Source organism: Aurantimonas manganoxydans SI85-9A1 (genome assembly GCF_000153465.1).
GTDB classification, from domain to species: Bacteria; Pseudomonadota; Alphaproteobacteria; order Rhizobiales; family Rhizobiaceae; genus Aurantimonas; species Aurantimonas manganoxydans.
In genome coordinates, this window is record NZ_CH672387.1 from 1,250,677 (window position 1) to 1,271,953 (window position 21,277).

Below are 21,277 nucleotides of genomic sequence, written 5' to 3' on the forward strand. Positions count from 1 at the left end.
GACCCATTCGCCGATGCGCACGGCGTCGTCGTCACTGAACTCGACATAGGTGAACTTGGTGTTGCTCTCGTCGACCTTGAGCAGCGCGAGATCGGTGCGCGGATCGGTGCCGATCAGCTCGGCGTCGTACTCCGTACCGTCATCCATGACGACCGTGTACTGGCTCCCGCCCTCCACCACGTGGTTGTTGGCTCAGAGGATCGGTCAGCCGCTTTTCTTTTGCGCCGAATGGTTCACATAGGAGAAACCGAGATGTCCTTCTCCCCGAGCCCCGCAACGCTGCCCGACCCCATGCGAATCCTGATCATCGAAGACGACAGCGAAGCCGCGGCCTATCTGGTCAAGGCGCTGCGCGAGGCCGGCCATGTCGCCGAACATGCCGGCGATGGCGACGACGGCTTCCACATGGCCGACAGCCGCAGCTACGACGTGCTCGTCGTCGACCGCATGCTGCCCAGGCGCGACGGCCTGTCGATCATCTCGGGCCTGCGCGAGAAGGGCAATGAGACGCCGGCGCTGATCCTGTCGGCGCTGGGGCAGGTGGACGACCGGGTCACTGGCCTGCGGGCGGGCGGCGACGATTACCTCGCCAAGCCCTTCGCGATTTCCGAGCTCCTGGCGCGCATCGAGGTGCTGGGACGGCGTCGCGGCAGCAAGGACGTGGAGACCAGCTACCGGGTCGGCGACCTGGAGCTCGACCGGCTGTCCCACGAGGTGCGCCGCAACGGCAAGCCGATCGTGCTGCAGCCGCGCGAGTTCCGGTTGCTCGAATATCTGATGAAGCACGCCAACCAGGTCGTGACGCGCACGATGCTCTTGGAGAATGTCTGGGACTATCATTTCGACCCCCAGACCAACGTCATCGACGTCCACATCTCGCGGCTGCGCTCCAAGATCGAGCGCGACTTCGACACGCCGCTGCTGCACACGGTGCGCGGTTCGGGCTACATCATGCGCAGCGACGCGTAAGCCCCGATGGCGCGGTTGCAGGCCCTGATGCGGATGACCGCCGTCCGGCTGTCGGCGGTGTATTTCCTGCTGTTCTCGGTCGCCGCGGTGATCCTCGTCTTCTATGTCACCGCGACGGCGTCGAGCATCCTGCAGAACCAGAGCCGGGCGGCGATCAACGAGGAAATCGGCGAGATCGCGCAGATCTACGACGCCGCCGGCATCGCCGGGCTGGTGCGCACCATCGACCGCCGCGCACGCCAGCCGGGCGCCTCGCTCTACCTCGTCACCGACGCCACCGGACGGATCCTCGCCGGCAATGTGGAGAGCCTGCAGGCGGGCGTCCTCGACGAGGGCGGCTTTACCGAACAGCCCTTCGGCTACGAGCGCTTCGCCGACGATCCGGGCGACCGCTACCATCTGGCGGTGGCGCAGGTGGTCAGCATGCCGAACGGCATGCGGGTTCTGGTCGGCCGCGACCAGACCGAGCAGGAACGCTTCCGCCAGATCGTGCGCAGCGCACTGATCCTGGCCTTCGCGCTGATGGGGGCGGCGGCGCTGTTCGCGTGGTTCCTTGTCGGACGGCAGGCGCTGCAGCGCCTCGACCGCATGTCGGGGGCGAGCGCGCGGATCCTGGCCGGCGACCTGACGGAGCGTCTGCCGGTGACCGGGACGGGCGACGAGTTCGACCGGCTGTCGGACAATCTCAACACGCTGCTTGCCCGCGTCGCCCTGCTGCAGGAAGGCCTGCGTCAGGTCTCCGACAACATCGCCCACGATTTGAAGACGCCGCTGACCCGCCTGCGCAACCGCGCCGAGGCGGCGCTGTCGGCCGATGTCGACGCCGCCGGAACGCGCACCGTCCTGGAGGGGATGATCTCCGAGGCGGACCAGATGATCCGCACCTTCGACGCGCTGCTGATGATCTCGCGGGTCGAGGCGGGATCGCATCCGGTCATCAAGACCCGCGTCGACGTCGCCGAGATCGTCGCGGATGTCTGCGAACTCTACGAGCCGCTCGCCGAGGAGGCGGGCGCGACGCTGGTCTTTACGCCGAGCGCGCCGGTGCAGGCGTCCGTCAGCCGCGAACTGATCGCCCAGGCCCTGTCGAACCTGATCGACAATGCGCTGAAATACGGCGTTGCGGATGGTGGCGGCGCCAGGATCGCCGTGCGGCTCGAACTGACCGATGGCGTCTGCCGGCTGTCGGTGTCGGACAATGGTCCCGGCGTGCCCGCCGACCAGCGCGAGCGCGTGCTGGAGCGCTTCTACCGCCTCGACCAGAGCCGGTCGCTGCCGGGGTCCGGCCTCGGCCTGTCGCTGGTGCAGGCGATCGCGCGGGTGCATGGCGGACGTCTCGCGCTTGAGGATGCGGCTCCGGGCCTTAGAGTGGTCCTGGAGTTTCCTCAGGATGGAAAGACGGTCGCCGATGGCGAAACAGGACACGGCGCAAGAGCATGACAGCGATCTGGGCATCGGCGGCGACATTGCCCCGACGCCGCTCGATCCCGGCAAGGCGGAGGCGTGGCTCACTGACCTGAGCAAGGCGGCTGCGGCGCAGGATCTGGCGCGGCTCGGCGAATTTCTCGCGCGGGGCGGCCCGGACGTGGCGCGGCTCGGCGCGGTGCTCGACCTGTCGACCTATCTCAACACCCAGATGCTCCAGCATCCCGAATGGCTCGACGCGCTGTTCGACGCGCCGGCCCGCGAGAGAATCGCCCAGCGCATCGGCGAACTGCGCGACATGGAGGTGGCGGAACAGGGCGAAACGGCGCTGATGGCGACGATCCGCCTGATCAAGCGCGAGGTCTCGCTGCTGATCGCGCTGCGCGACCTGTTCGGCGCGGCGAGCGTGAAGGAGACCACCGAGGATCTGTCGCAGCTGGCCGAAGCGGCGGTCGCCACGGCGCTGCGCTTCTGCCTGATCGCGGCCCACAAGAGCGGCAAGATCGTGCTGCCCGACCCGGCCGACCCGGAGGCCGGATGCAGCCTGTTCGTCCTCGGCATGGGCAAGCTGGGCGCGCGCGAACTGAACTATTCCAGCGATGTCGACCTGATCGTGTTCTTCGATCCCGAGCAGTCGGTGGCGGCCGATCCGAGCGAATCGGTCGATACCTTCTCGCGCATCGTGCGGCGGCTGGTGCGGATCGTCGGCGAGCGGACCGCCGACGGCTATGTCTTCCGCACCGATCTGCGGCTGCGGCCCGACCCGGGCGCGATGCCGCTGGCGATCTCCACCGATGCGGCGATGAGCTATTACGAGGGTTCGGGGCGCAACTGGGAGCGCGCCGCCATGATCAAGGCCTGCACCATCGCCGGCGACCGGGCGGCGGGCGAGGCGTTCCTCCAGGAGCTGACGCCCTTCGTCTGGCGCAAATATCTCGACTTCGCGGCGATCGCCGATATCCAGGCGATGAAGACCCGCATAGATCGCCATCGCGGCTTCGACGACATCGCCGTCGGCGGCCACAATGTGAAGCTCGGCCGGGGCGGCATTCGCGAGGTCGAGTTCTTTGTCCAGGCCCAGCAGCTCATCGCCGGCGGACGGGCGCCGCAATTGCGCAGCCGGCGCACCGACGCGGCGCTGCACGAACTGGCCGAGGGGAGCTGGATCACCGCCGATACGGCCCGCGACCTCCTCGAGGATTACTGGTTCCTGCGGCGGATCGAGCATTGCATCCAGATGGTCGCCGACGAGCAGAGCCACACGCTGCCGGAGGACGAGGAAGGGCTGGAGCGCATTGCGCGGCTGGCCGGCTTTGCCGGTCGCGAGGCCTTCGCCGAGGCGCTGCTGTCGCATCTGCGCCGTGTGGACCGGCACTATACGAGCCTGTTCAACGACGGCCGCGAGCGCGATGCGGGAGAGGGCGAGGAGGCGGTCTCCAAGCGGCTCCTGTCCAGCGAGGACGATCCCGACGCGCTGGCGCGGCTGAAGGAGCTGGGCTTTGCCCGGCCGGAAGACGTCGCGCGGATCGTGCGCGGCTGGGGCTTCGGCCGCTATCGCTCGACCCGTTCGGAGACGGCGCGCGAGCGTCTGGCCTCGGGCCTGCCGATGCTGCTTTCGGCGTTTTCCAACGCCAAGGACCCGGACGGGGCGATCGCCGCCTTCGACACGTTTCTGGCGGGGCTGCCGGCGGGCATCCAGTTCTTCTCGCTGATCGCCTCCAACCCGCGCATCCTCGACCTGCTGGCGCTGATCATCACCTCCGCCCCGGCGCTGCGCGAGACCATCGCGGCGCGCCCGCATGTCTTCGACGCGCTGCTCGACCCCGCCTTCTTCGACGAGGTGCCCGAGAGCGCGATGATGGAGAAGCGGCTGGCGAGCTTCCTGTCGGAGGCGAACGGCTACGAGGATATTCTGGCGCGGCTGCGGATCTTTGCCTCCGAACAGCGTTTCCTGGTCGGTGCGCGTCTGCTCAGCGGTGTCGTCGACGTCGGGGAGGCGGGGCCGGCCTTCTCCAACATCGCCAATGTGGTGCTGAACGCCACGCTCAACGCGGTCGGCGATGCCTTCGCGGAGAAGCATGGCCGGGTGCCCGGCGCGCGGATGGCGCTGCTCGGCATGGGGCGGCTGGGCAATTGCGAGCTGACCGCCGGCTCCGACGTCGACCTGATCCTGCTCTACGACCACGACCCGGATGTCGAGGAATCGGACGGCGACAAGCCGCTCGCCACGGGGCTGTATTTCGCCCGGCTGACCCAGCGCCTGATCGCGGCGCTGACGGTGCAGATGCGCGAGGGCATCCTTTACGAGGTCGATTTCCGCCTGCGCCCCTCGGGCAACATGGGGCCGCTGGCGACCCGCATCGATTCCTTCCGCCGCTACCAGGCGACCGACGCCTGGACCTGGGAGCGCATGGCGCTGACCCGGTCGCGGCCGATCGCCGGCGATCCGCAGTTCCGCGACGAGGTCGGCCACACCATCTGCGAGATTCTCGGCGAGGCCCGCGACGAGGCCACCACCAGCCGCGACGTGGCCGACATGCGGGCGCGGCTCGACCGCGACAAGCCGCCCAAGGGTCCGCTCGATCTGAAGCTGATCCCGGGCGGCCTGATCGATCTGGAGTTCCTGGCGCAATGGGCCTTGCTGACCGGGCGAGCCGATTCCGACCTCGTCGGCAGTCCGACCGTGTCCGTTCTTGCGGCGTCCGATCTCGCGGCCGTGGATGCCGACGGAGCGCCGGTGGACCTGCCGGGCGCGATGCGGACCTATACGTCGGTCATCCAGATCCTGCGGCTCGGCCCGACCGGGGTCGAGCGGATCGAGGATCTGCCACCCGGGTTGGCCGACCGGCTGACGCGGGCGCTGGGGCTGGAGGAACCGGGCGAGGTGGCGCCCTTGCTCGCCAAGACGGCGGCGCGGGTGCGGCACGCCTTCAACACGCTGCTGCCGGCCTCGGGCGAGGGCGACACGGCGCCGGCCGATGCCGCGACCGCGGCGCAAGGGGGCTGACGACGCCCTCTGCCATGTCGGCCGCGCGATGCGTGGCCGTCTGGCTGTCTATCGGGGACTGATCCCGGCAGGGCTGCGGGCGCGGTCGTGCCGACGCCCGGTTGCCGCGGGCGGCGTCAGGCGACGGCGGCCGTGTCGAGGGCTTCGGTCTGTGCCGGGGCAGGGGTGAGCGGCAGGCGGATGGCGACGATGGTGCCTTCGCCGACCTGCGAGCTGATCCGCATGCGGCCGCCCTGCAGCGCCACCAGCGACCGGGCGATGGCGAGGCCGAGACCGGTGCCCTTGTTGGTGCGGGTCAGCTCGTTCTCGATCTGCTCGAAGGGCTTGCCGAGGCTCTTCAGCGCGGCGCGGGGAATGCCCATGCCGTTGTCGGCGATGGTGATCAGCGCCGCGTCGCCGACGGTGCGCAGCTTCATCTTCACCGTGCCGCCATTGTCGGTGAACTTCACGGCGTTGGACAGAAGGTTCAGCACGATCTGCTTGGTCGCGCGGCGGTCCACCGTCAGCTCCATGCGCTCCGGCACGTCAGCGTCGAGGCAGATCGCCTTCTGGTCGGCCTGGACCTCGATGATCTTGCCGGTCTCGGTGGCGATCTCGCTGAGGTCGACGGTCTCGTGGTTCAGGACCAGGCGGCCGGCCTCGATCTTGGCCATGTCGAGGATGTCGTTGATCAGCTTCAGCAGGTAATGGCCGCTCTGGTGGATGTCCTCGGCGTACTCGCCGTATTTCGGGCAGCCGATCGGGCCGAAGGTGCCTTGGCGCATGATCTCGGAGAAGCCGAGAATGGCGTTGAGCGGCGTGCGCAGCTCGTGGGACATGTTGGCCAGGAAGGTGGTCTTGGCGCTGGAGGCCGTCTCGGCGCGCTCTTTCTCGGCGGCGTAGTTCTGGTTCATCTCGGTCAGCTGGACCGCCTTGCGCTCGGCGTCGCGGCGGGCGATCGACAGATCGTCGATGACCGCCATCAGCCGGCGCTCGGAATCCGACAGGCGGGCCTGATGCAGCTTGAGCTGGGTGACGTCGGTGCCGATGGAGACGAAGCCGTCGTCGGCGGTGCGGCGCTCCGACAGGAGCAGCCAGCGGCCGTCGGGCAGCAGCGCCTCGGAGGCGCGCTCGCCGCTGGCGAAGGTCGGGCTGGTCACGGCATGGCTGTCGATCGGCTTGCGGGCCTTGGCCATGACGGTGGCCAGCGGCGTGCCGCGGGCGACGTCCGCCTCGGTCAGGCCGAAGGTCTCGCGATATTTGGAATTGCACAGGACCAGGCGATCCTGGCTGTCGCACAGGACGAAGGTCTCGGAGATGTTCTCGATGGCGTTGTTGAGCTGGGTGTTGGCCTCGTCGGTGCGGCGCGCCAGTTCCTGCTGCTCGGACACGTCGACGGCCACGCCGATCAGGTGGACCTCGTTCTCGGCGGTGCGCGACACCTCGGCGCGGGCCCGCAGCCAGACATAGCTGCCGTCGCGGTGGCGCATGCGGAAGACGCGGTCGAGGCTGGTGATCTTGCCGGCGGCGACCTGCCGGGCGACCTCGAAGAGGCTGCCGTCGTCGGGGTGCATCAGCGGCGCGATGTCGCCGAAGGCCAGGACGCTGTCCCTGGGGCAGAGGTCGAGAATTTCGTACATGGAGCGCGACCAGTACATGCGGCCGCGCGCGATGTCCCAGTCCCAGAGCCCGCAATGGCCGCGCGACAGGGCGGTATCGACCCGCTGATGGGTTTCCAGATACAGCGCGTCGGCGTCCTGGGCCCGCGTCGCCTGGCGGAAATAGGCATAGAGCACGACCAGCATGATCGTGGAGGTCAGCGCGAAGAGCGTGACGTTGACCGAGACCGAATGGCGCCATTCGGACAGGAGGTCCGTCTCGCGCTGGACGAAGGTGAGGATGCCCTGATTGTCGGCGAGGCGGGCGCTGGCGACGAGGGCCGGTTCGCTGCCGAAGCGGGTGTCCTGCACGCCGGCGCGCTCGCCGAACATCAGCAGTTCCTGGTGCTCGCCGATCAGGCGCTTGAGGTCGCCGCCGACGAGGTTCTCGAAGCCGGGCATGGCCGCGACGATCATGCCGTCACTGTCGCTGACCACGGCGAAGCGGCCGTGGCGCAGGAGTTCGGCGGGCAGGGCGCTGGCGAGAAGATCCGCCGCGAGTGCGACGCCGTCGCCATCAGCCTCGATGGCGTGGCTCTCGGCGCGCATCAGCGCGGTGGCGATGGTCAGGTCGCGGACGGCACCCTCTTCCAGTGCCATCCGCTCCTCGACGAGGGTCGCCAGGCGGATGACCGCCGCGAGCGCCAGGAAGGACACGATGAGGATGGGGATCGAGCGGCGAAGCGCCTTCTCGGAGCGCAGAAGCTGTCGGTAGGCCGGGGCCGCCAACATCTTGGCGTGTCCCGCAATTTCCGTTCGCGCAGTCAGCAGGGCCTCGAATCGGGACAATAGTCCCCCTGCCGGCGCGTTGGACGCGTCCGCTCGCATGCTCACCCCTCGTAAACCGCATCTTAACGATCAGGAACGCCGCCGATCCGAATCATTACCAATTGAGCAAATGCGAATCACCTTGTCCAGCGTGGAATTGCGGCGAAATCTGGGAGTCAACGAATTGACGAGTCATTTCAAAGACCTTCCCAAGATATCTCCAAGATCCGTCGAAAGATGTTCAGTCTCAAGCAGTTGCCGTAGAGTCGCCTCGGCCTGCCCGCGGCGGGTCGGCTCGAAGCTGCGCCACGACCGGAAGGTGGTGGCGATGCGCGCCGCGATCTGCGGATTGAGGCGGTCCAGCTCGACCAGCCGCTCCGCCACCCAGCGATAGCCGGCGCCGTCGGGACGGTGGAAGGCGAGCTGGTTGCCGGCGGCGAACGTACCGATGACGGCGCGCACGCGGTTCGGGTTGCGCATCGAGAATCTGGCGTGGCCGGTGAGGGCGATCACCGTCTCCAGCGTTGCGGGCCGCGGCACCGTCGCCTGCAGCGCGAACCATTTGTCGAGAACCAACTCGTCGGTCTCGAAGCGCCGGTAGAAATCGTCGAGCGCGGCCTGCGAGGCCGGGGCATCCGGGAAGCGATGGACGAGGATGCCGAGCGCGGCGAGGCGGTCGGTCATGTTGGAGGCGCTGGCATATTGCGCCTCGGCCGCCGCCGGGTCGTTCGTGGCGGCAGTCAGATAGGCGAGCGCCGCATTGGCGAGCGCGCGCCGGCCGGCGCTTTCGGCGTCGGGGGAGAAGGCCTGGACCGTCGCCATCTCGGCGGCCAGTCGCTCGAAGACCTGCACGCCGGCGGTGCTGATGGCCCGGCGGGCGGCGTCCACCACGTCGTGGACGATCTGCGGGTCGACGTCGCGGCCGAGCATGCGCGCCACGTCCGGTTCGGCCGGCAGGGCCAGGGCCTGGGCCCGGAAGGCGGGCTCCAGCGCGGGATCGGCGGCAGTGGCCAGCACCGCGTCGACGATCTCCGCCGGCAGCGGCGAGGCGGTCTCCTTGCCGCCCGCGCGGCAGGCGCGCACCATCGCCTCGCCGATAAGATCGTTGAGAACGCTCCAGCGGTTGAAGAGGTTGGGATCGAGCCGTGCCAGTGCCAGCCGGTCGGCTTCGCTCTGGGCGAAGTCGAGATTCACCGGGGCCGAGAAGTCGCGCAGGATCGAGAGGTAGGGGCGCTCGCCGAGATTCTCGAAGACCAGCGTCGTCTCGGCCTCGGTCAGGTGAATGACGTCGCCCTCGACGTCCGGGCCTTGGGTCGGCACGGCGTCCTTGTCCTGGCCGTTGGAGCCGACGAGGCCGAAGCGGATCGGAATATGGACCGGATCGGTCCTCGTGCCGGCGGCGCCCGGCTCGAGCGACTGGCGCAGGGTGACGGTCAGCCGGTCGGTGCCGGCATCGTAGTCCTCGTGCACCGACAGGGTCGGGGTGCCGGCCTGGTTGTACCAGACCGCCAGATGCGAGAGGTCGACGCCCGTGGCCGCCTCGAAGCAGGCGAGATAATCCTCGATCGTGGCGGCGTCGCCGTCATGGCGCTCGAAATAGAGGTCCATCCCCTTCCGGAAGCCATCCTCGCCGAGGATGGTGGCGAGCATCCGGACGATCTCGGCGCCCTTGTCATAGATGGTGGCCGTGTAGAAGTTGTTGATCTCCTTGTATTCCGTCGGCCGGACGGGATGCTGGAGCGGGCCCTGATCCTCGGGGAACTGGTGCGCCTTCAGGCGTCGGACCGCGCCGATGCGCTGGACCGTGGCGGAGCGTTCGTCGGCGCTGAACTCCTGGTCGCGATAGACCGTCAGGCCTTCCTTCAGGCAGAGCTGGAACCAGTCGCGGCAGGTGATTCGGTTGCCGGTCCAGTTGTGGAAATATTCGTGGGCGATCACCGTCTCGACGCCGGCATAGTCGGCGTCGGTCGCCGTCTGCGGATCGAGCAGCACGTATTTGTGGTTGAAGACGTTGAGGCCCTTGTTCTCCATCGCGCCCATGTTGAAGTCGGCGATGGCGACAATGTTGAACACGTCGAGGTCGTATTCGCGGCCGAAGCGGCGCTCGTCCCAGACCATCGATCGCTTCAGCGCGTCCATGGCGTAGCCGGCCTGCCCGGCGCGGCCCTTCTCGGTATAGACGGCGAGTTCGACCGGCTTGCCGCTGGCGGTGGTGAAGGGTTCGCGGATGGAATCGAGATCGCCGGCGACCAGCGCGAAGAGATAGGCCGGCTTGTTGAACGGGTCGTCCCAGACGGCGTAGTGGCGGCCGTCGCCGAGATCGCCGCTCTCGGTCGGATTGCCGTTCGACAGGAGGACGGGGGCGGCGGTGCGGTCGGCCTCGATGCGGACCCGGTAGGGCGCCAGCACGTCGGGCCGGTCGAGGAAATAGGTGATGCGGCGGAAGCCCTCGGCTTCGCACTGGGTGCACCAGATGCCGTTGGAGCGGTAGAGCCCCATCAGCTTGGTGTTCTCTTCCGGCACGGTGCGGGTGGCGATGTCGAGGAGGAAGCGGTCGCGCGCCGGGGCCTGGCGGATCGTCAGCCGGTCGGGCGTCGCCGTGTAGGCGTCGGCCTCGAGCACGGCACCGTCGAGGGCAAGGCCGGTCAGGGTCAGTTCGTCGCCGTCCAGCACCAGCGGCGCATCCTCGGCCACGCCCTCGCGGCGCTCCAGCACCAGCCGCGTGTCGATTTCCGCCCGGCCTTCGAACAGGCGGACCGTCATGTCCACGCAATGCAGGATGAAATCGGTCGGGCGATAATCTTCCAGCCGGATCGTCTGGCCGTCTTCAATGCGCAGCATGGGCTTCCCTTTCCTGATTTTCCCGGCAGTTAGACCGGAAACCGCAGATTGCCAATCGCGTGCGGCGGAGGGGCACATGCGGCGGGCCGGCAACCTCCACCCTCGACGGGCTGCGCCGGAAGCAATAAGTGATGTTTAATACCAATGTGGCCGACCCTCCCGTAGCGAACGGGTCCTGTCCACGGCGATCGGTTCGCGTCGAAGGAGCTTTCCCATGAACGTCATGACCCCAAAGTTTGGCCTCGGCGCGTCGGTGCTGCGCAAGGAAGACGACGCCTTCATCCGGGGCGAGGGCCACTATACCGACGACGAGACCCGCGCGGGCCTGCTGCACGCTGCCGTCGTGCGCTCGCCGCATGCCCATGCCCGCTTCACCATCGGCGATCTGGAAGCGGCGAGCAGCGCCCCGGGCGTGCGCATGGTGCTGACCCATGCCGACATCGCCGAGCTGGGCGAGGTGCCCTGCCTCGCCAGCCCCAAGCAGGTGGGCGGCGAGCCGTTCCGGCCCCATGATGCGCCGGTGCTGTGCCGCGACACGGTGCGCCATGTCGGCGACGCGGTGGCTTTCGTCGTCGCGGAGACGGCGATCCAGGCGCGCGACGCGGCGGAGCTGATCGAGATCGACTACGACGTGCTCGACGCTGTGCCCGATCTGGCGGCGGCCAAGGCCGGCCATGTCCTGGCCTGGGACGATCGCGACGGCAACATCGCCGGCCACATGCATGAGGGCGACCGGGAGAAGACGGAAGCGGCCTTCGCGCAGGCGGCGCATGTCACGACCCTCGACCTCGTGCAGAACCGCCTCGTCTGCAACTACATGGAGGTCCGGTCCTCGGTCGGCGAATATGACGCCGAGAGCGAGCGCTACACGCTGACCACCGGCAGCCAGGGCGTGCACGGCATGCGCGACACGCTGGCGACGCGCGTCCTGAAGGTCGGCAAGGACAAGATCCGCGTCGTCACCCGCGACGTCGGCGGCGGCTTCGGCACCAAGGCGTTCCTGTATCGCGAGCACGCGCTGGTGCTGGTCGCGGCGCAGCGGCTGGGCCAGCCGGTCAAGTGGACCGCCGACCGCACCGAGCATTTCGTGACCGACGCCCATGGCCGCGACAACATCGTCACCGGCTCGATGGCGATGGACGCCGATGGCCGGTTCCTGGCACTGAAAATCGATCTGCACGCCAATCTCGGCGCCTATGCCTCGCAGTTCGGGCCGATGATCCCGTGGTTCGGCATGTCGATGGCGACCGGCCTCTACGATATCCCGGCGATCGACGTGGATTGCCACCTCTATTATTCCAACACGGTTCCGGTGGACGCCTATCGCGGCGCCGGGCGGCCGGAAGCGGCCTATCTGATCGAGCGGCTGGTGGACGAATGCGCCATCGAGCTTGGCCTGGGGCGCGACGAGATCCGCAAGCGCAACTTCATCCGCTCCGATCAGCTGCCGTATCGCACCCCGATCGGCCGCCTGTACGATACCGGCGATTTCGCCGGCCATCTCGACGCCGGCCTGCGGCGCGCGAACTGGGGCAGCTTCGAGACCCGGCGTGACGCGGCCCGCAAGAACGGCAAGCTGCGCGGAATCGGCTTTGCGACCTATGTGGAAGCCTGCGCCTTCCCCGGTTCGGAGCCGGCCTATGTGGAACTGACGCATGAGGGGCGGATCGAGCTGAAGATCGGCACCCAGACCAACGGGCAGGGCCATGCCACGGCCTATGCCCAGTTCGTCGCCGAGGCGCTGAAGCTGGACTATGACCGGATCGACGTGCGCCAGGGCGACACGGACGAGACCCCGACCGGCGGCGGCACCGGCGGTTCGCGCTCGATCCCGCTGGGCGCGGTGTCGGTGCGCCGGGCCAGCCAGTCGCTGGCCGAGAAGTTGAAGAAGCTGGCCGCCGACGAACTGGAAGCCGCCGCGACAGACATCGAGCTGGAAGGCGGCGAGGCGCGGATCGTCGGCACCGACCGGGCCATTGATTTCGCCGCGCTGGCGGCGGCGGCCAAGTCCGACGATGATCGCAAGGCGGTCGGCGAGTTCAAGCAGGACGAGGCGACCTATCCGAACGGCACCCATGTCTGCGAGGTCGAGATCGATCCGGAGACCGGCATGACCGAGCTTCTGTCCTACACGATCTGCGACGATTTCGGCGTGACGGTGAACCCGATCCTTCTGGCCGGCCAGATCCATGGCGGCGTCGCCCAGGGCATCGGCCAGGCACTGATCGAGAACGCCGTCTATGACGAGACCGGCCAGTTGGTGACCGCCAGCTTCATGGACTACGCCATGCCGCGGGCCTGGGACTTCCCGTATTTCGACTTCCAGACCCGCAACGTGCCGTCCACCACCAATGCCCTCGGCATCAAGGGCGCCGGCGAGGCCGGCACGATCGGCGCGGCCCCGGCGGTGATGAATGCCGTCGTCGACGCGCTGCGGCCGGCGGGCGTCGCCCATATCGACATGCCGGCGACGCCGCTGCGGGTCTGGGAAGCGCTGCAGGCCGCCCGCTAGGGTCCCGAACGTCGCCCGGTCGTCCGCGAGACGGTCGGCCGGGCGATGACAGAAACGCATGATCGACGATGCCGGTGCCTGCGAAGGGGCGCGGCGGTCAGAGGGGACGAATGCCACAGGTGCCCGGCGACGCGGCCTCGCCCAATCCGATGCTCGGCATCATGCTCAAATGCATCTCCGTCGTGGTCTTCGTCGGCATGCAGACCTCCATCAAGGCGGGGGCCGAGGGCATTCCGGCCGGCGAGATCGTGTTCTTCCGCTCGTTCTTCGCGCTGGTGCCCGTCGTCATCTATCTGGCCTGGCTCGGCGACCTGCGTACGGCGCTGACGACGACCCATCTCGGCGGCCATGTCTGGCGCGGCGTCATCGGCGTCACCTCCATGGGGTTCGGCTTCTTCGCCCTGACGCGGCTGCCCTATCCCGAATGGATCACCATCACCTATGGCGCGCCGCTGCTGACGGTGGTGTTCGCCGCGATCTTCCTGAAGGAGGTGGTCTGGCTCTACCGCTGGTCGGCCGTGCTGGTCGGGCTGATCGGCATCATGGTCGTGACCCTGCCGAAACTGTCGCTCGGCAGCGACGGTCTGGCCGATGGCGAGGCGATCGGCATCGCCGCGGCGATGGTCTCGGCCACCGTGGCCGCCATCGCGATGATCCAGATCCGCCGGCTGGTCCACACCGAGAAGACCGCCACCATCGTCATCTATTTCTCGCTGACCTCGTCGGCGCTGGCGGCGCTGTCGATCTTCTTCGGCTGGGTGGTGCCGACATGGGAGCAGGCCGGCTTCCTGATCCTCGCCGGCCTGTGCGGCGGCGTCGGCCAGCTGCTCCTGACCGCCTGCTACCGCTACGCCGACACCTCGACCATCGCGCCGTTCGAATACACCTCGCTGATCCTCGCCATCATCATCGGCTACGTGATCTTCGACGAGGCGGCGAGCGGCACGACGATTCTCGGCGGAGCCATCGTCGTGTCGGCCGGCATCTTCATCATCTGGCGCGAGCACCGGCTGGGGCTGGAGCGCTCGCGGGCCCGCCGGGTCACTCCGCCGACGGGTTGAGGCGCCCGCCGGGGCAGGCCCGCGCTCTTCTACGATGACGTGTCATCGGCTTGTGACGTTGCCTGATTATGCGAAGCTGGAACCGTTCCAGAAGTTGGACGGTGCCGGATTTCGCAAGATCAGGGGGCGTCGATGAACGAACATGCAAGCCGTGTGGTATTCCGCACCAGCCAGCTCGAAGAGGCCGATGGCGACGGTCTGAACCCGACCGACAACCGCACCATGGGCGACGTGATCGCGACGCGGTTCTCGCGCCGCGACTTCCTGCGCGGCTCGATGGCCGCCACGGCGATCGCCGCCACGGTGAGCCCGCTGGCGCTGATGGCCGCCGACGAGGCCCATGCCGAAGGCGCCGCCGGCTCGAAATTCGACTTCACCGAGGTCGAGGCCGGCGTCGACGAGATGCACCACATCGCCGAAGGCTACGATGCCGACGTGCTGCTGCGCTGGGGCGATCCGCTGTTTGCCGATTCGCCGGAATTCGATCCGGCGAACCAGACGCCGGAAGCCCAGGCGCGCCAGTTCGGCTACAACAACGACTATGTCGGCTTCATCCCGATCGACGGTTCGTCGGAGCATGGCCTGCTCGTCGTCAATCACGAATATACCAACGAACACCTGATGTTCCCGGGTATCGTGAAGGTCGAGGGCGACAAGCTCACGGTCGCCGCGGCCGACCGGAAGCGGGTCGACATCGAGATGGCGGCCCATGGCGGCACCGTCGTCGAGATCCGCAAGCAGGACGGCAAGTGGCAGGTGGTGACCGACGGCGCCAGGAACCGCCGCATCACCGCCGGAACCGAGATGGAACTGCGCGGCCCGGCCGCCGGCCACGCCCGGCTGCAGACGAAGGCCGATCCGTCCGGCACCAGGGTGTTCGGCACCATCAACAATTGCGCCGGCGGCGTCACGCCGTGGGGCACCTACATCATGGCCGAGGAGAACTTCCACGGCTATTTCGTCGGCGAACTGCCGGCCGATCACCGGGAAGCGCAGAATTACGAGCGCTACGGCGTGCCGGACGGCAGCTACGAATGGGGCAATTTCCACGACCGCTTCGACGTCTCGAAGGAGCCGAACGAGCCGAACCGCTTCGGCTGGGTCGTCGAGGTCGATGTCGAGGACCCGAACTCGGTGCCGAAGAAGCGCACGGCGCTCGGACGCTTCAAGCATGAAGGCGCCGAGTCGATCGTTGCGCCGGATGGCCGGGTGGTGTTCTATCTCGGCGACGACGAGCGCTTCGACTATGTCTACAAGTTCGTCACCGCGGGCACCTACAACCCCGACGACCGGGCCGCGAACATGGACCTTCTCGACGAGGGCACGCTCTATGTCGCGAAATTCGAGGACGACGGCTCCCTGACCTGGATGCCGCTGGTCTTCGGCGAAGGCAAGCTGACCGCCGAGAACGGTTTTACAAGCCAGGCCGACGTGGTCATCGAGACCCGGCGCGCGGCCGATCTCCTCGAGGCGACCAAGATGGACCGTCCCGAGGACATCCAGCCGAACGAGACCAATGGCCGCGTCTACGTGATGCTGACCAACAACACCAAGCGCGAGGAGGCCGATGCCGCCAATCCGCGCGCCAAGAACGCCTTCGGCCACATCATAGAGATCGCCGAGGACGGGGGCGAATTCGCCGCCACCAAGGGCACGTGGGAAGTCCTGCTGCAATGCGGCGACCCCTCGGTCGCCGAGGTCGGCGCGACCTTTTCCACGGAGACGACGAAGAACGGCTGGTTCGGCATGCCGGACAATTGCGCGGTCGATGCCGAGGGGCGGCTGTGGGTCTCCACCGACGGCAATTCGCCGAAGGCGACGGGCCGCACCGACGGGCTCTTCGCCGTCGACACCGAGGGCGCGGCCCGCGGCACGTCGAAGCTGTTCTTCCGGGTTCCGGTGGGCGCCGAGATGTGCGGTCCGCTGATCCTGCCGGACATGCAGACGGCCTTCGTGGCGGTCCAGCACCCGGCCGATGGCGGCGAGGACTGGGAAGGCTTCGGCCGGCCGTCCTATTACGAGGATCTCTCCACCCGCTGGCCCGACTTCAAGGACAACATGCCGGTGCGTCCGTCGGTGGTGGCCATCACCAAGCAGGGCGGCGGTCGCATCGGCTGACCGCCGGGCAGGTCCGAAACGCGAAACGGGCGGCCATGACGGCCGCCCGTTTTCGTTTGTGTGGGTTCGAGGCCCGGAGACGTTCGACCGGTCCCGCTTTCGCCCGGCAAAGATGCTCGCGCAGGCCGGCCGGGGAACAGGCGTCAGCGCCTGACGCTCAGATACCGCCGGCCTTGTCGTCCGGCGGGGTGACGGGCTCGACAGGGCGCGCGGCAGCGGCATCGCGGTCTGGTTTGTCCGCTGCTGCCTGAGCCTCCGCCGCTTCTGCTTCCGCCTCCGCTTCGGCACTGGCCATTGCCTCGGCCTCGTCGCTGGCCGCCAGTTCCTCCTCGGCGGTGATCGAGGCTTCGGCGCGCGGATCCAGCGTGAAGCTGGTCGGCGTCTGGGTGCGGGCCAGCGGCACGGTCTGGAAGTCGGCCCGCTCGTCCACCGGCAGCGCCTCGCGGCGGTAGGTCCGGTAGTAGGAATAGGCGGCATAGGCGACGGCCGAGGTGCCGACCGCCTGGAACATGCCTTCGGGGCCGAAGCTCTCCATCAGGAATGCCGCATAGATCGGGCCGACCATCGTGCCGACGCCGTAGAGGATCAGCAGGCCGCTGGAGATCTTCACGAAATCCTCGTCCGCGGCGTAGTCGTTGGCATGTGCCACGGCCAGCGAATAGGACGGGTAGACGATGCCGCCGAGGATGAAGGCGACGACGAAATAGACGCTCGAGCCCCAGGGCATGACGTCGACATAGACGCCGAGGACGGCGGCGACGAAGCCGATCAGCCCGGCCGCGGTCATCACGAAGCGTCGGTCCATCCGGTCGGAGAAGCGGCCGAGCGGCACTTGGAAGACGATGCCGCCGGCCATGGCGACGACGACGAGGGTGGCGATCTCGGTGGTCGACAGGCCGATTTTCTGGCCGAACACCGGCGCCATGTTGTTCCAGCCGCCGGACATGATGCCCGCCAAGAGCACGCCGACGGCGGCGACCGGCGAATTGCGGAAGATCAGGCCGACATCGATCTTCACGCTGGTGAGCGGCTTCGGCGAGGCGGCGCGCGACAGCGCCGTCGGGATCACCGCCAGCGCGAACAGGATCGCGCAGAGCATGAAGGGGATGGTCAGCTCGGGCCGGCTGAGCGGCATGACGTACTGGCCGCCCATCATCGCCGCCATGGTGACCACCATGTAGATCGAGAAGATCTTGCCGCGGCTCTCGTTGGTCACCCGCTCGTTGAGCCAGCTCTCGACGACCATGTAGGTGCCGGCCAGCGCGAAGCCGGCCATGGCCCGGAAGACGATCCAGGCGATGGGGTCGATGAGGACGCCGCTCAGAAGCACCGAGATCGCCAGGAGGGCGGCGAGGCTGGAGAAGGTGCGCACGTGACCGGCGCTGCGCACCAGCATCGGCATGACGAAGCAGCCGATCGTGAAGGCGATGGCGTAGGAGGTGCCGAAGGCACCGATCTGGTAGCTCGACCAGCCCTCGATCGAGCCGCGCACCGGCAGGAGAATGCCCATCAGCCCGGCGCCGGCCATCAGGAAGAAGGTCGATGCGAGCAGTGCGGCGATCGGCAGGATCTGCAGTGGCATGGGACGGCCCCGGAACGGTGTGGTCGATGCGGCGCGTTGCCTCGCGGGCAGAGCTAGGCGTTTCGCACCGATTTGGCGAGTGCCTTTTCGCCGCCGATTCGTGCGGCGGCCCGGTCCCGCGTCAGCCCGCCGTCGATTTCTGTGCCAGACGTTCGCGCAGGGCGATCAGGTCGCGCCAGGCGAGGCGCTTCTGGGCCGGCTGGCGCAGCAGATAGGCCGGATGCAGCATCGCCACTGCGTCGATGGCGTCGCACTGCTCCAGCCCGAAGCTGTAGGTCGTCCAGCGGCCGCGCACCCGCAGGATGCCCTCCTGTGCCCCCAGGATTGCCTTGGCCGAGGGCGAGCCGAGACAGACCAGGATCTTCGGCGCCACCAGTTCGATATGGCGCTGGACGAAGGGCAGGCAGATCTGCGTTTCGGCCGGCGTCGGCGGGCGGTTGCCGGGCGGGCGCCAGGGTACCGTGTTGGTCACCCGCACCGCCTCGCGCTCCAGCCCGATGGATTCCAGCATGCGGTTGAGAAGCTGCCCGGAGCGGCCGACGAAGGGCACGCCGGCGGTGTCCTCCTCGCGGCCGGGCGCCTCGCCGACCAGCATCACATCGGCGGTCTCGCTGCCGTCGCCGAACACCGTCGAGCGCGCCGAAATCCGCAGATTGCAGCCGTCGAAATCGTCGAGCGCGGCCCGCAATTCGGCGAGGGTCGTCGCCGAGCGGGCGCGTTCGCGGGCGTCGGCGACGGCGATGTCGTCGGGCACGGCGATGCGCGGCGCGGGGAAGCCGGGCTCCTCGGCCGGCTGCGGCGTCCTGGCCGGGGCGACCCTCGCTTCCTGCGCGGGGCGAGGGGGCTCGCCTGTCGCTGCCGGAGCCACGCCCGCCGGCTGGCCGCGCCGGGCCTTGCGGGCGGCGATCTCGGCCTGGGTCTCGGCAAAGCGGTCGCGCGGGTGCTCGCCGGTCACCGCATCGACGCCGGCGGCGCGGTACCATTCGAGGAGGGCGATTGCCGCCTCGCGGTCGATGGGATGGGGCTCGGCGTTCATGGCCATTCCCTAGCCGATTTTTCCGCGCGGCGCGACGGCCGCCTCAGTGTCCGAGGGACTGGGAGAACAGGTTGATGACGAGCACGCCGCCGACGATCAGCGCCAGGCCGAGAAGGGCCGGCAGGTCGAGCGTGACGCGGAACCAGAAGATGTCGATCAGCGCCAGCAGCACGATGCCGGTGCCCGACCAGATCGCATAGACGATGCCGACCGGCATGGTGCGCAGCGGCAGCGACAGGAAGTAGAAGGCGAGCACATAGGTCGCCACGGTGACCAGCGAGGGTGCGAGCCGGGTGAAGCCTTCGGTCGATTTGAGGGCAGTGGTACCGACGATCTCGCAGAGAATCGCGATGCCGAGATAGAGCGCGTTCAAGCCGGTCTCCTTGTGTCGGGCCGGGCCTGTCTGATCCGCCCGCGGGCGGCGCGTCAAGGGCCAGGGCGTCCGCGACGATCGGCACGACGCCGGCTGTTTGACGGAAAGGTCAATCAGGCTAGAACTCGTCCAAACAGGCCCGTGCCCTAGTCTTGGGACGACTGCACCCGGTGCGAACGTGTACGAGGATGCGCGGCGTCTGCCCGCGCCACCGAAAGGACCCAGAGACGATGAGCGATACCGCCAGCCAGACCGAGACCCTGCCCGAACGCGAGTCGATGGAATTCGACGTGGTGATCGTCGGCGCCGGGCCGGCCGGTCTGTCGGCGGCGATCCGGCTGAAGCAGATCGATCCGGAACTGTCCGTCGTGGTCCTGGAGAAGGGCGCCGAGGTCGGCGCCCATGTCCTGTCCGGCAACGTTCTCGACCCTTCCGCGCTGGACGTCCTTCTGCCGGAATGGCGCGAGGAAGAGACGCCGATCAAGACCAAGGTCACCGACGACCGGTTCTATCTGTACGGCGCCAGCGGCTCGTTCCGCCTGCCCAATGCGCTGATGCCGAAGCTGATGAACAATCACGGCAATTTCGTCGTCTCGCTGGGCCTTGTCTGCAAGTGGATGGCCGAGAAGGCCGAGGCGCTGGGCGTCGAGATCTATCCGGGCTTCGCGGCCTCCGAGATCCTCTACGACGACAGCAATGCGGTGATCGGCGTCGCCACCGGCGACATGGGTGTTGCCCGCAGCGGCGAGCCCGGCCCGATGTACCAGCGCGGCATGGCGCTGATGGGCAAATACGTCATGATCGGCGAGGGCGTGCGCGGCTCGCTGGCCAAGCAGCTGATCCGCGGCTACGGCCTCGACGAAGGGCGAGAGCCGGGCAAGTTCGGCATCGGGTTGAAGGAATTGTGGGAGATCGATCCGGCCAAGTCGAAGCCGGGCCGGGTGCAGCACTCCTTCGGCTGGCCGCTGGACAGCGGTACCGGCGGCGGCTCGTTCCTGTACCATCTGGGCGAAAACCAGGTCTATGTCGGCTACGTCGTCCACCTGAACTACAAGAACCCGTATCTGTCACCCTTCGAGGAATTCCAGCGCTTCAAGACGCATCCCGACATCGCCGAACTCCTGGAAGGCGGCAAGCGCATCGCCTATGGCGCGCGCGCCATCACCGAGGGCGGCTGGCAGTCGGTGCCCAAGCTGGTCTTCCCGGGCGGGGCGCTGATCGGATGCTCGGCCGGCTTCGTCAACGTGCCGCGGATCAAGGGCGTCCACAACGCCATGACCTCGGGCATGCTGGCCGCCGAGAAGGCCGCCGAGGCGATCAAGGCGGGGCGCGCGCATGACGTGCTGTCGGCCTATGACGACGAATGGCGGACCTCGGCGATCGGCCGCGACCTCAAGCCGGTGCGCAACGTCAAGCCGCTCTGGTCGAAATACGGCACCCTGCTCGGCATCGGTCTGGGCGGCCTCGACATGTGGACCAACTCGCTGTTCGGCTTTTCCTTCTTCGGCACCCAGAAGCACGGCAAGCCCGACCATGCCTGCCTGGAGCCGGCGGCCAAGCACAGGAAGATCGACTATCCCAAGCCCGACGGCGTCCTGACCTTCGACAAGGTCTCCTCGGTGTATCTGTCGAACACCAATCATGAGGAGGACCAGCCGGTCCATCTGCAGGTCAAGGACCCGCAGTTGCAGCACGATTCCGAATTCGCGGTCTATGCCGGCCCGTCGCAGCGTTACTGCCCGGCCGGCGTCTACGAATGGGTGCAGGAGGGCGGCGAGGAGAAGTTCGTGATCAACGCCCAGAACTGCGTCCACTGCAAGACCTGCGACATCAAGGATCCGAACCAGAACATCAACTGGGTGCCGCCGCAGGGTGGCGAGGGGCCGGTCTATCAGGTGATGTAGGAGTCGCGTCGCGCGGAACGGCGCGGTGTTGCACGTCGTGAAGG

12 protein-coding genes and 1 pseudogene are annotated in these 21,277 nt (G+C 67.9%); 7 read left to right on the forward strand and 6 right to left on the reverse strand.

The genetic code is table 11. The annotated features are described in order from the left end of the window. Positions 1-189: pseudogene (locus SI859A1_RS20785) on the reverse strand (S1C family serine protease); the annotation flags it as partial. Positions 190-291: 102 nt separating this feature from the next. Between SI859A1_RS20785 and SI859A1_RS05885 the strand changes: the two are divergent. The 3 genes from SI859A1_RS05885 to SI859A1_RS05895 are packed head-to-tail and all read left to right on the forward strand — an operon-like array spanning position 292 to position 5,401. After that, complete coding sequence (locus tag SI859A1_RS05885) at positions 292-969, forward strand: response regulator transcription factor (protein ID WP_024348712.1); 678 nt, start codon at positions 292-294, stop codon at positions 967-969. 6 nt (positions 970-975) lie between these two features. Next, positions 976-2,409 (forward strand): sensor histidine kinase, encoded by a 1,434-nt coding sequence (locus SI859A1_RS05890; protein ID WP_009208923.1) that lies wholly within the window; start codon positions 976-978, stop codon positions 2,407-2,409. Then, positions 2,378-5,401: a bifunctional [glutamine synthetase] adenylyltransferase/[glutamine synthetase]-adenylyl-L-tyrosine phosphorylase gene (locus SI859A1_RS05895; protein WP_009208924.1), complete on the forward strand. Its 3,024-nt coding sequence runs from the start codon at positions 2,378-2,380 to the stop codon at positions 5,399-5,401. The genes SI859A1_RS05890 and SI859A1_RS05895 overlap by 32 nt, the downstream gene beginning before the upstream one ends. Before the next feature lie 116 nt (positions 5,402-5,517). Here the strand turns inward: SI859A1_RS05895 and SI859A1_RS05900 are convergent, their stop codons facing one another. Both SI859A1_RS05900 and pepN read right to left on the reverse strand, forming a co-directional pair. Beyond that, on the reverse strand, positions 5,518-7,770 hold the full coding sequence (locus tag SI859A1_RS05900; RefSeq protein WP_161600109.1) for a PAS domain-containing sensor histidine kinase: 2,253 nt from the start codon (positions 7,768-7,770) through the stop codon (positions 5,518-5,520). A 228-nt stretch (positions 7,771-7,998) separates the two neighbouring features. Then, positions 7,999-10,644 carry an aminopeptidase N gene (gene pepN / locus SI859A1_RS05905; RefSeq protein WP_040326340.1) on the reverse strand — a complete coding sequence of 882 codons (2,646 nt, stop codon included), beginning with the start codon at positions 10,642-10,644 and terminating at the stop codon, positions 7,999-8,001. 217 nt (positions 10,645-10,861) lie between these two features. Here pepN and SI859A1_RS05910 point away from each other — a divergent pair, with 217 nt between their 5' ends. From SI859A1_RS05910 to SI859A1_RS05920, 3 genes are all read left to right on the forward strand, one after another. Beyond that, complete coding sequence (locus SI859A1_RS05910; RefSeq protein WP_009208927.1) at positions 10,862-13,159, forward strand: xanthine dehydrogenase family protein molybdopterin-binding subunit; 2,298 nt, start codon at positions 10,862-10,864, stop codon at positions 13,157-13,159. A gap of 110 nt (positions 13,160-13,269) precedes the next feature. Next, positions 13,270-14,220 (forward strand): DMT family transporter, encoded by a 951-nt coding sequence (locus tag SI859A1_RS05915; protein ID WP_050767453.1) that lies wholly within the window; start codon positions 13,270-13,272, stop codon positions 14,218-14,220. 132 nt (positions 14,221-14,352) lie between these two features. Beyond that, the gene (locus tag SI859A1_RS05920) at positions 14,353-16,338 is read left to right on the forward strand and encodes a PhoX family protein (RefSeq protein WP_009208929.1); all 1,986 of its coding nucleotides are present in this window, start codon (positions 14,353-14,355) and stop codon (positions 16,336-16,338) included. A gap of 157 nt (positions 16,339-16,495) precedes the next feature. On the opposite strand, the gene SI859A1_RS05925 is transcribed toward SI859A1_RS05920, so the two are convergent. The 3 genes from SI859A1_RS05925 to SI859A1_RS05935 form a co-directional block, all read right to left on the reverse strand. Then, on the reverse strand, positions 16,496-17,920 hold the full coding sequence (locus tag SI859A1_RS05925; protein ID WP_009208930.1) for an MFS transporter: 1,425 nt from the start codon (positions 17,918-17,920) through the stop codon (positions 16,496-16,498). Positions 17,921-18,041: 121 nt separating this feature from the next. Next, positions 18,042-18,962: a uracil-DNA glycosylase gene (locus SI859A1_RS05930; protein ID WP_009208931.1), complete on the reverse strand. Its 921-nt coding sequence runs from the start codon at positions 18,960-18,962 to the stop codon at positions 18,042-18,044. A gap of 37 nt (positions 18,963-18,999) precedes the next feature. Then, on the reverse strand, positions 19,000-19,329 hold the full coding sequence (locus SI859A1_RS05935; RefSeq protein WP_040325405.1) for a DMT family transporter: 330 nt from the start codon (positions 19,327-19,329) through the stop codon (positions 19,000-19,002). Positions 19,330-19,559: 230 nt separating this feature from the next. On the opposite strand from SI859A1_RS05935, the gene SI859A1_RS05940 reads away from it, so the two are divergent. Beyond that, positions 19,560-21,233 carry an electron transfer flavoprotein-ubiquinone oxidoreductase gene (locus SI859A1_RS05940; RefSeq protein ID WP_040325407.1) on the forward strand — a complete coding sequence of 558 codons (1,674 nt, stop codon included), beginning with the start codon at positions 19,560-19,562 and terminating at the stop codon, positions 21,231-21,233. Positions 21,234-21,277 lie beyond the last annotated feature (44 nt).

Excerpts from the sequence above, each read along its gene's own strand:
- SI859A1_RS05885 (WP_024348712.1), top strand. The coding sequence starts at position 292 with ATGCGAATCCTGATCATCGAAGACGACAGCGAAGCCGCGGCCTATCTG.
- SI859A1_RS05890 (WP_009208923.1), top strand. The coding sequence starts at position 976 with ATGGCGCGGTTGCAGGCCCTGATGCGGATGACCGCCGTCCGGCTGTCG.
- SI859A1_RS05920 (WP_009208929.1), top strand. The coding sequence starts at position 14,353 with ATGAACGAACATGCAAGCCGTGTGGTATTCCGCACCAGCCAGCTCGAA.
- SI859A1_RS05910 (WP_009208927.1), top strand. The coding sequence starts at position 10,862 with ATGAACGTCATGACCCCAAAGTTTGGCCTCGGCGCGTCGGTGCTGCGC.
- SI859A1_RS05915 (WP_050767453.1), top strand. The coding sequence starts at position 13,270 with ATGCCACAGGTGCCCGGCGACGCGGCCTCGCCCAATCCGATGCTCGGC.
- SI859A1_RS05895 (WP_009208924.1), top strand. The coding sequence starts at position 2,378 with ATGGCGAAACAGGACACGGCGCAAGAGCATGACAGCGATCTGGGCATC.
- SI859A1_RS05925 (WP_009208930.1), bottom strand. The coding sequence starts at position 17,920 with ATGCCACTGCAGATCCTGCCGATCGCCGCACTGCTCGCATCGACCTTC.
- SI859A1_RS05930 (WP_009208931.1), bottom strand. The coding sequence starts at position 18,962 with ATGGCCATGAACGCCGAGCCCCATCCCATCGACCGCGAGGCGGCAATC.
- SI859A1_RS05900 (WP_161600109.1), bottom strand. The coding sequence starts at position 7,770 with ATGTTGGCGGCCCCGGCCTACCGACAGCTTCTGCGCTCCGAGAAGGCG.
- SI859A1_RS05940 (WP_040325407.1), top strand. The coding sequence starts at position 19,560 with ATGAGCGATACCGCCAGCCAGACCGAGACCCTGCCCGAACGCGAGTCG.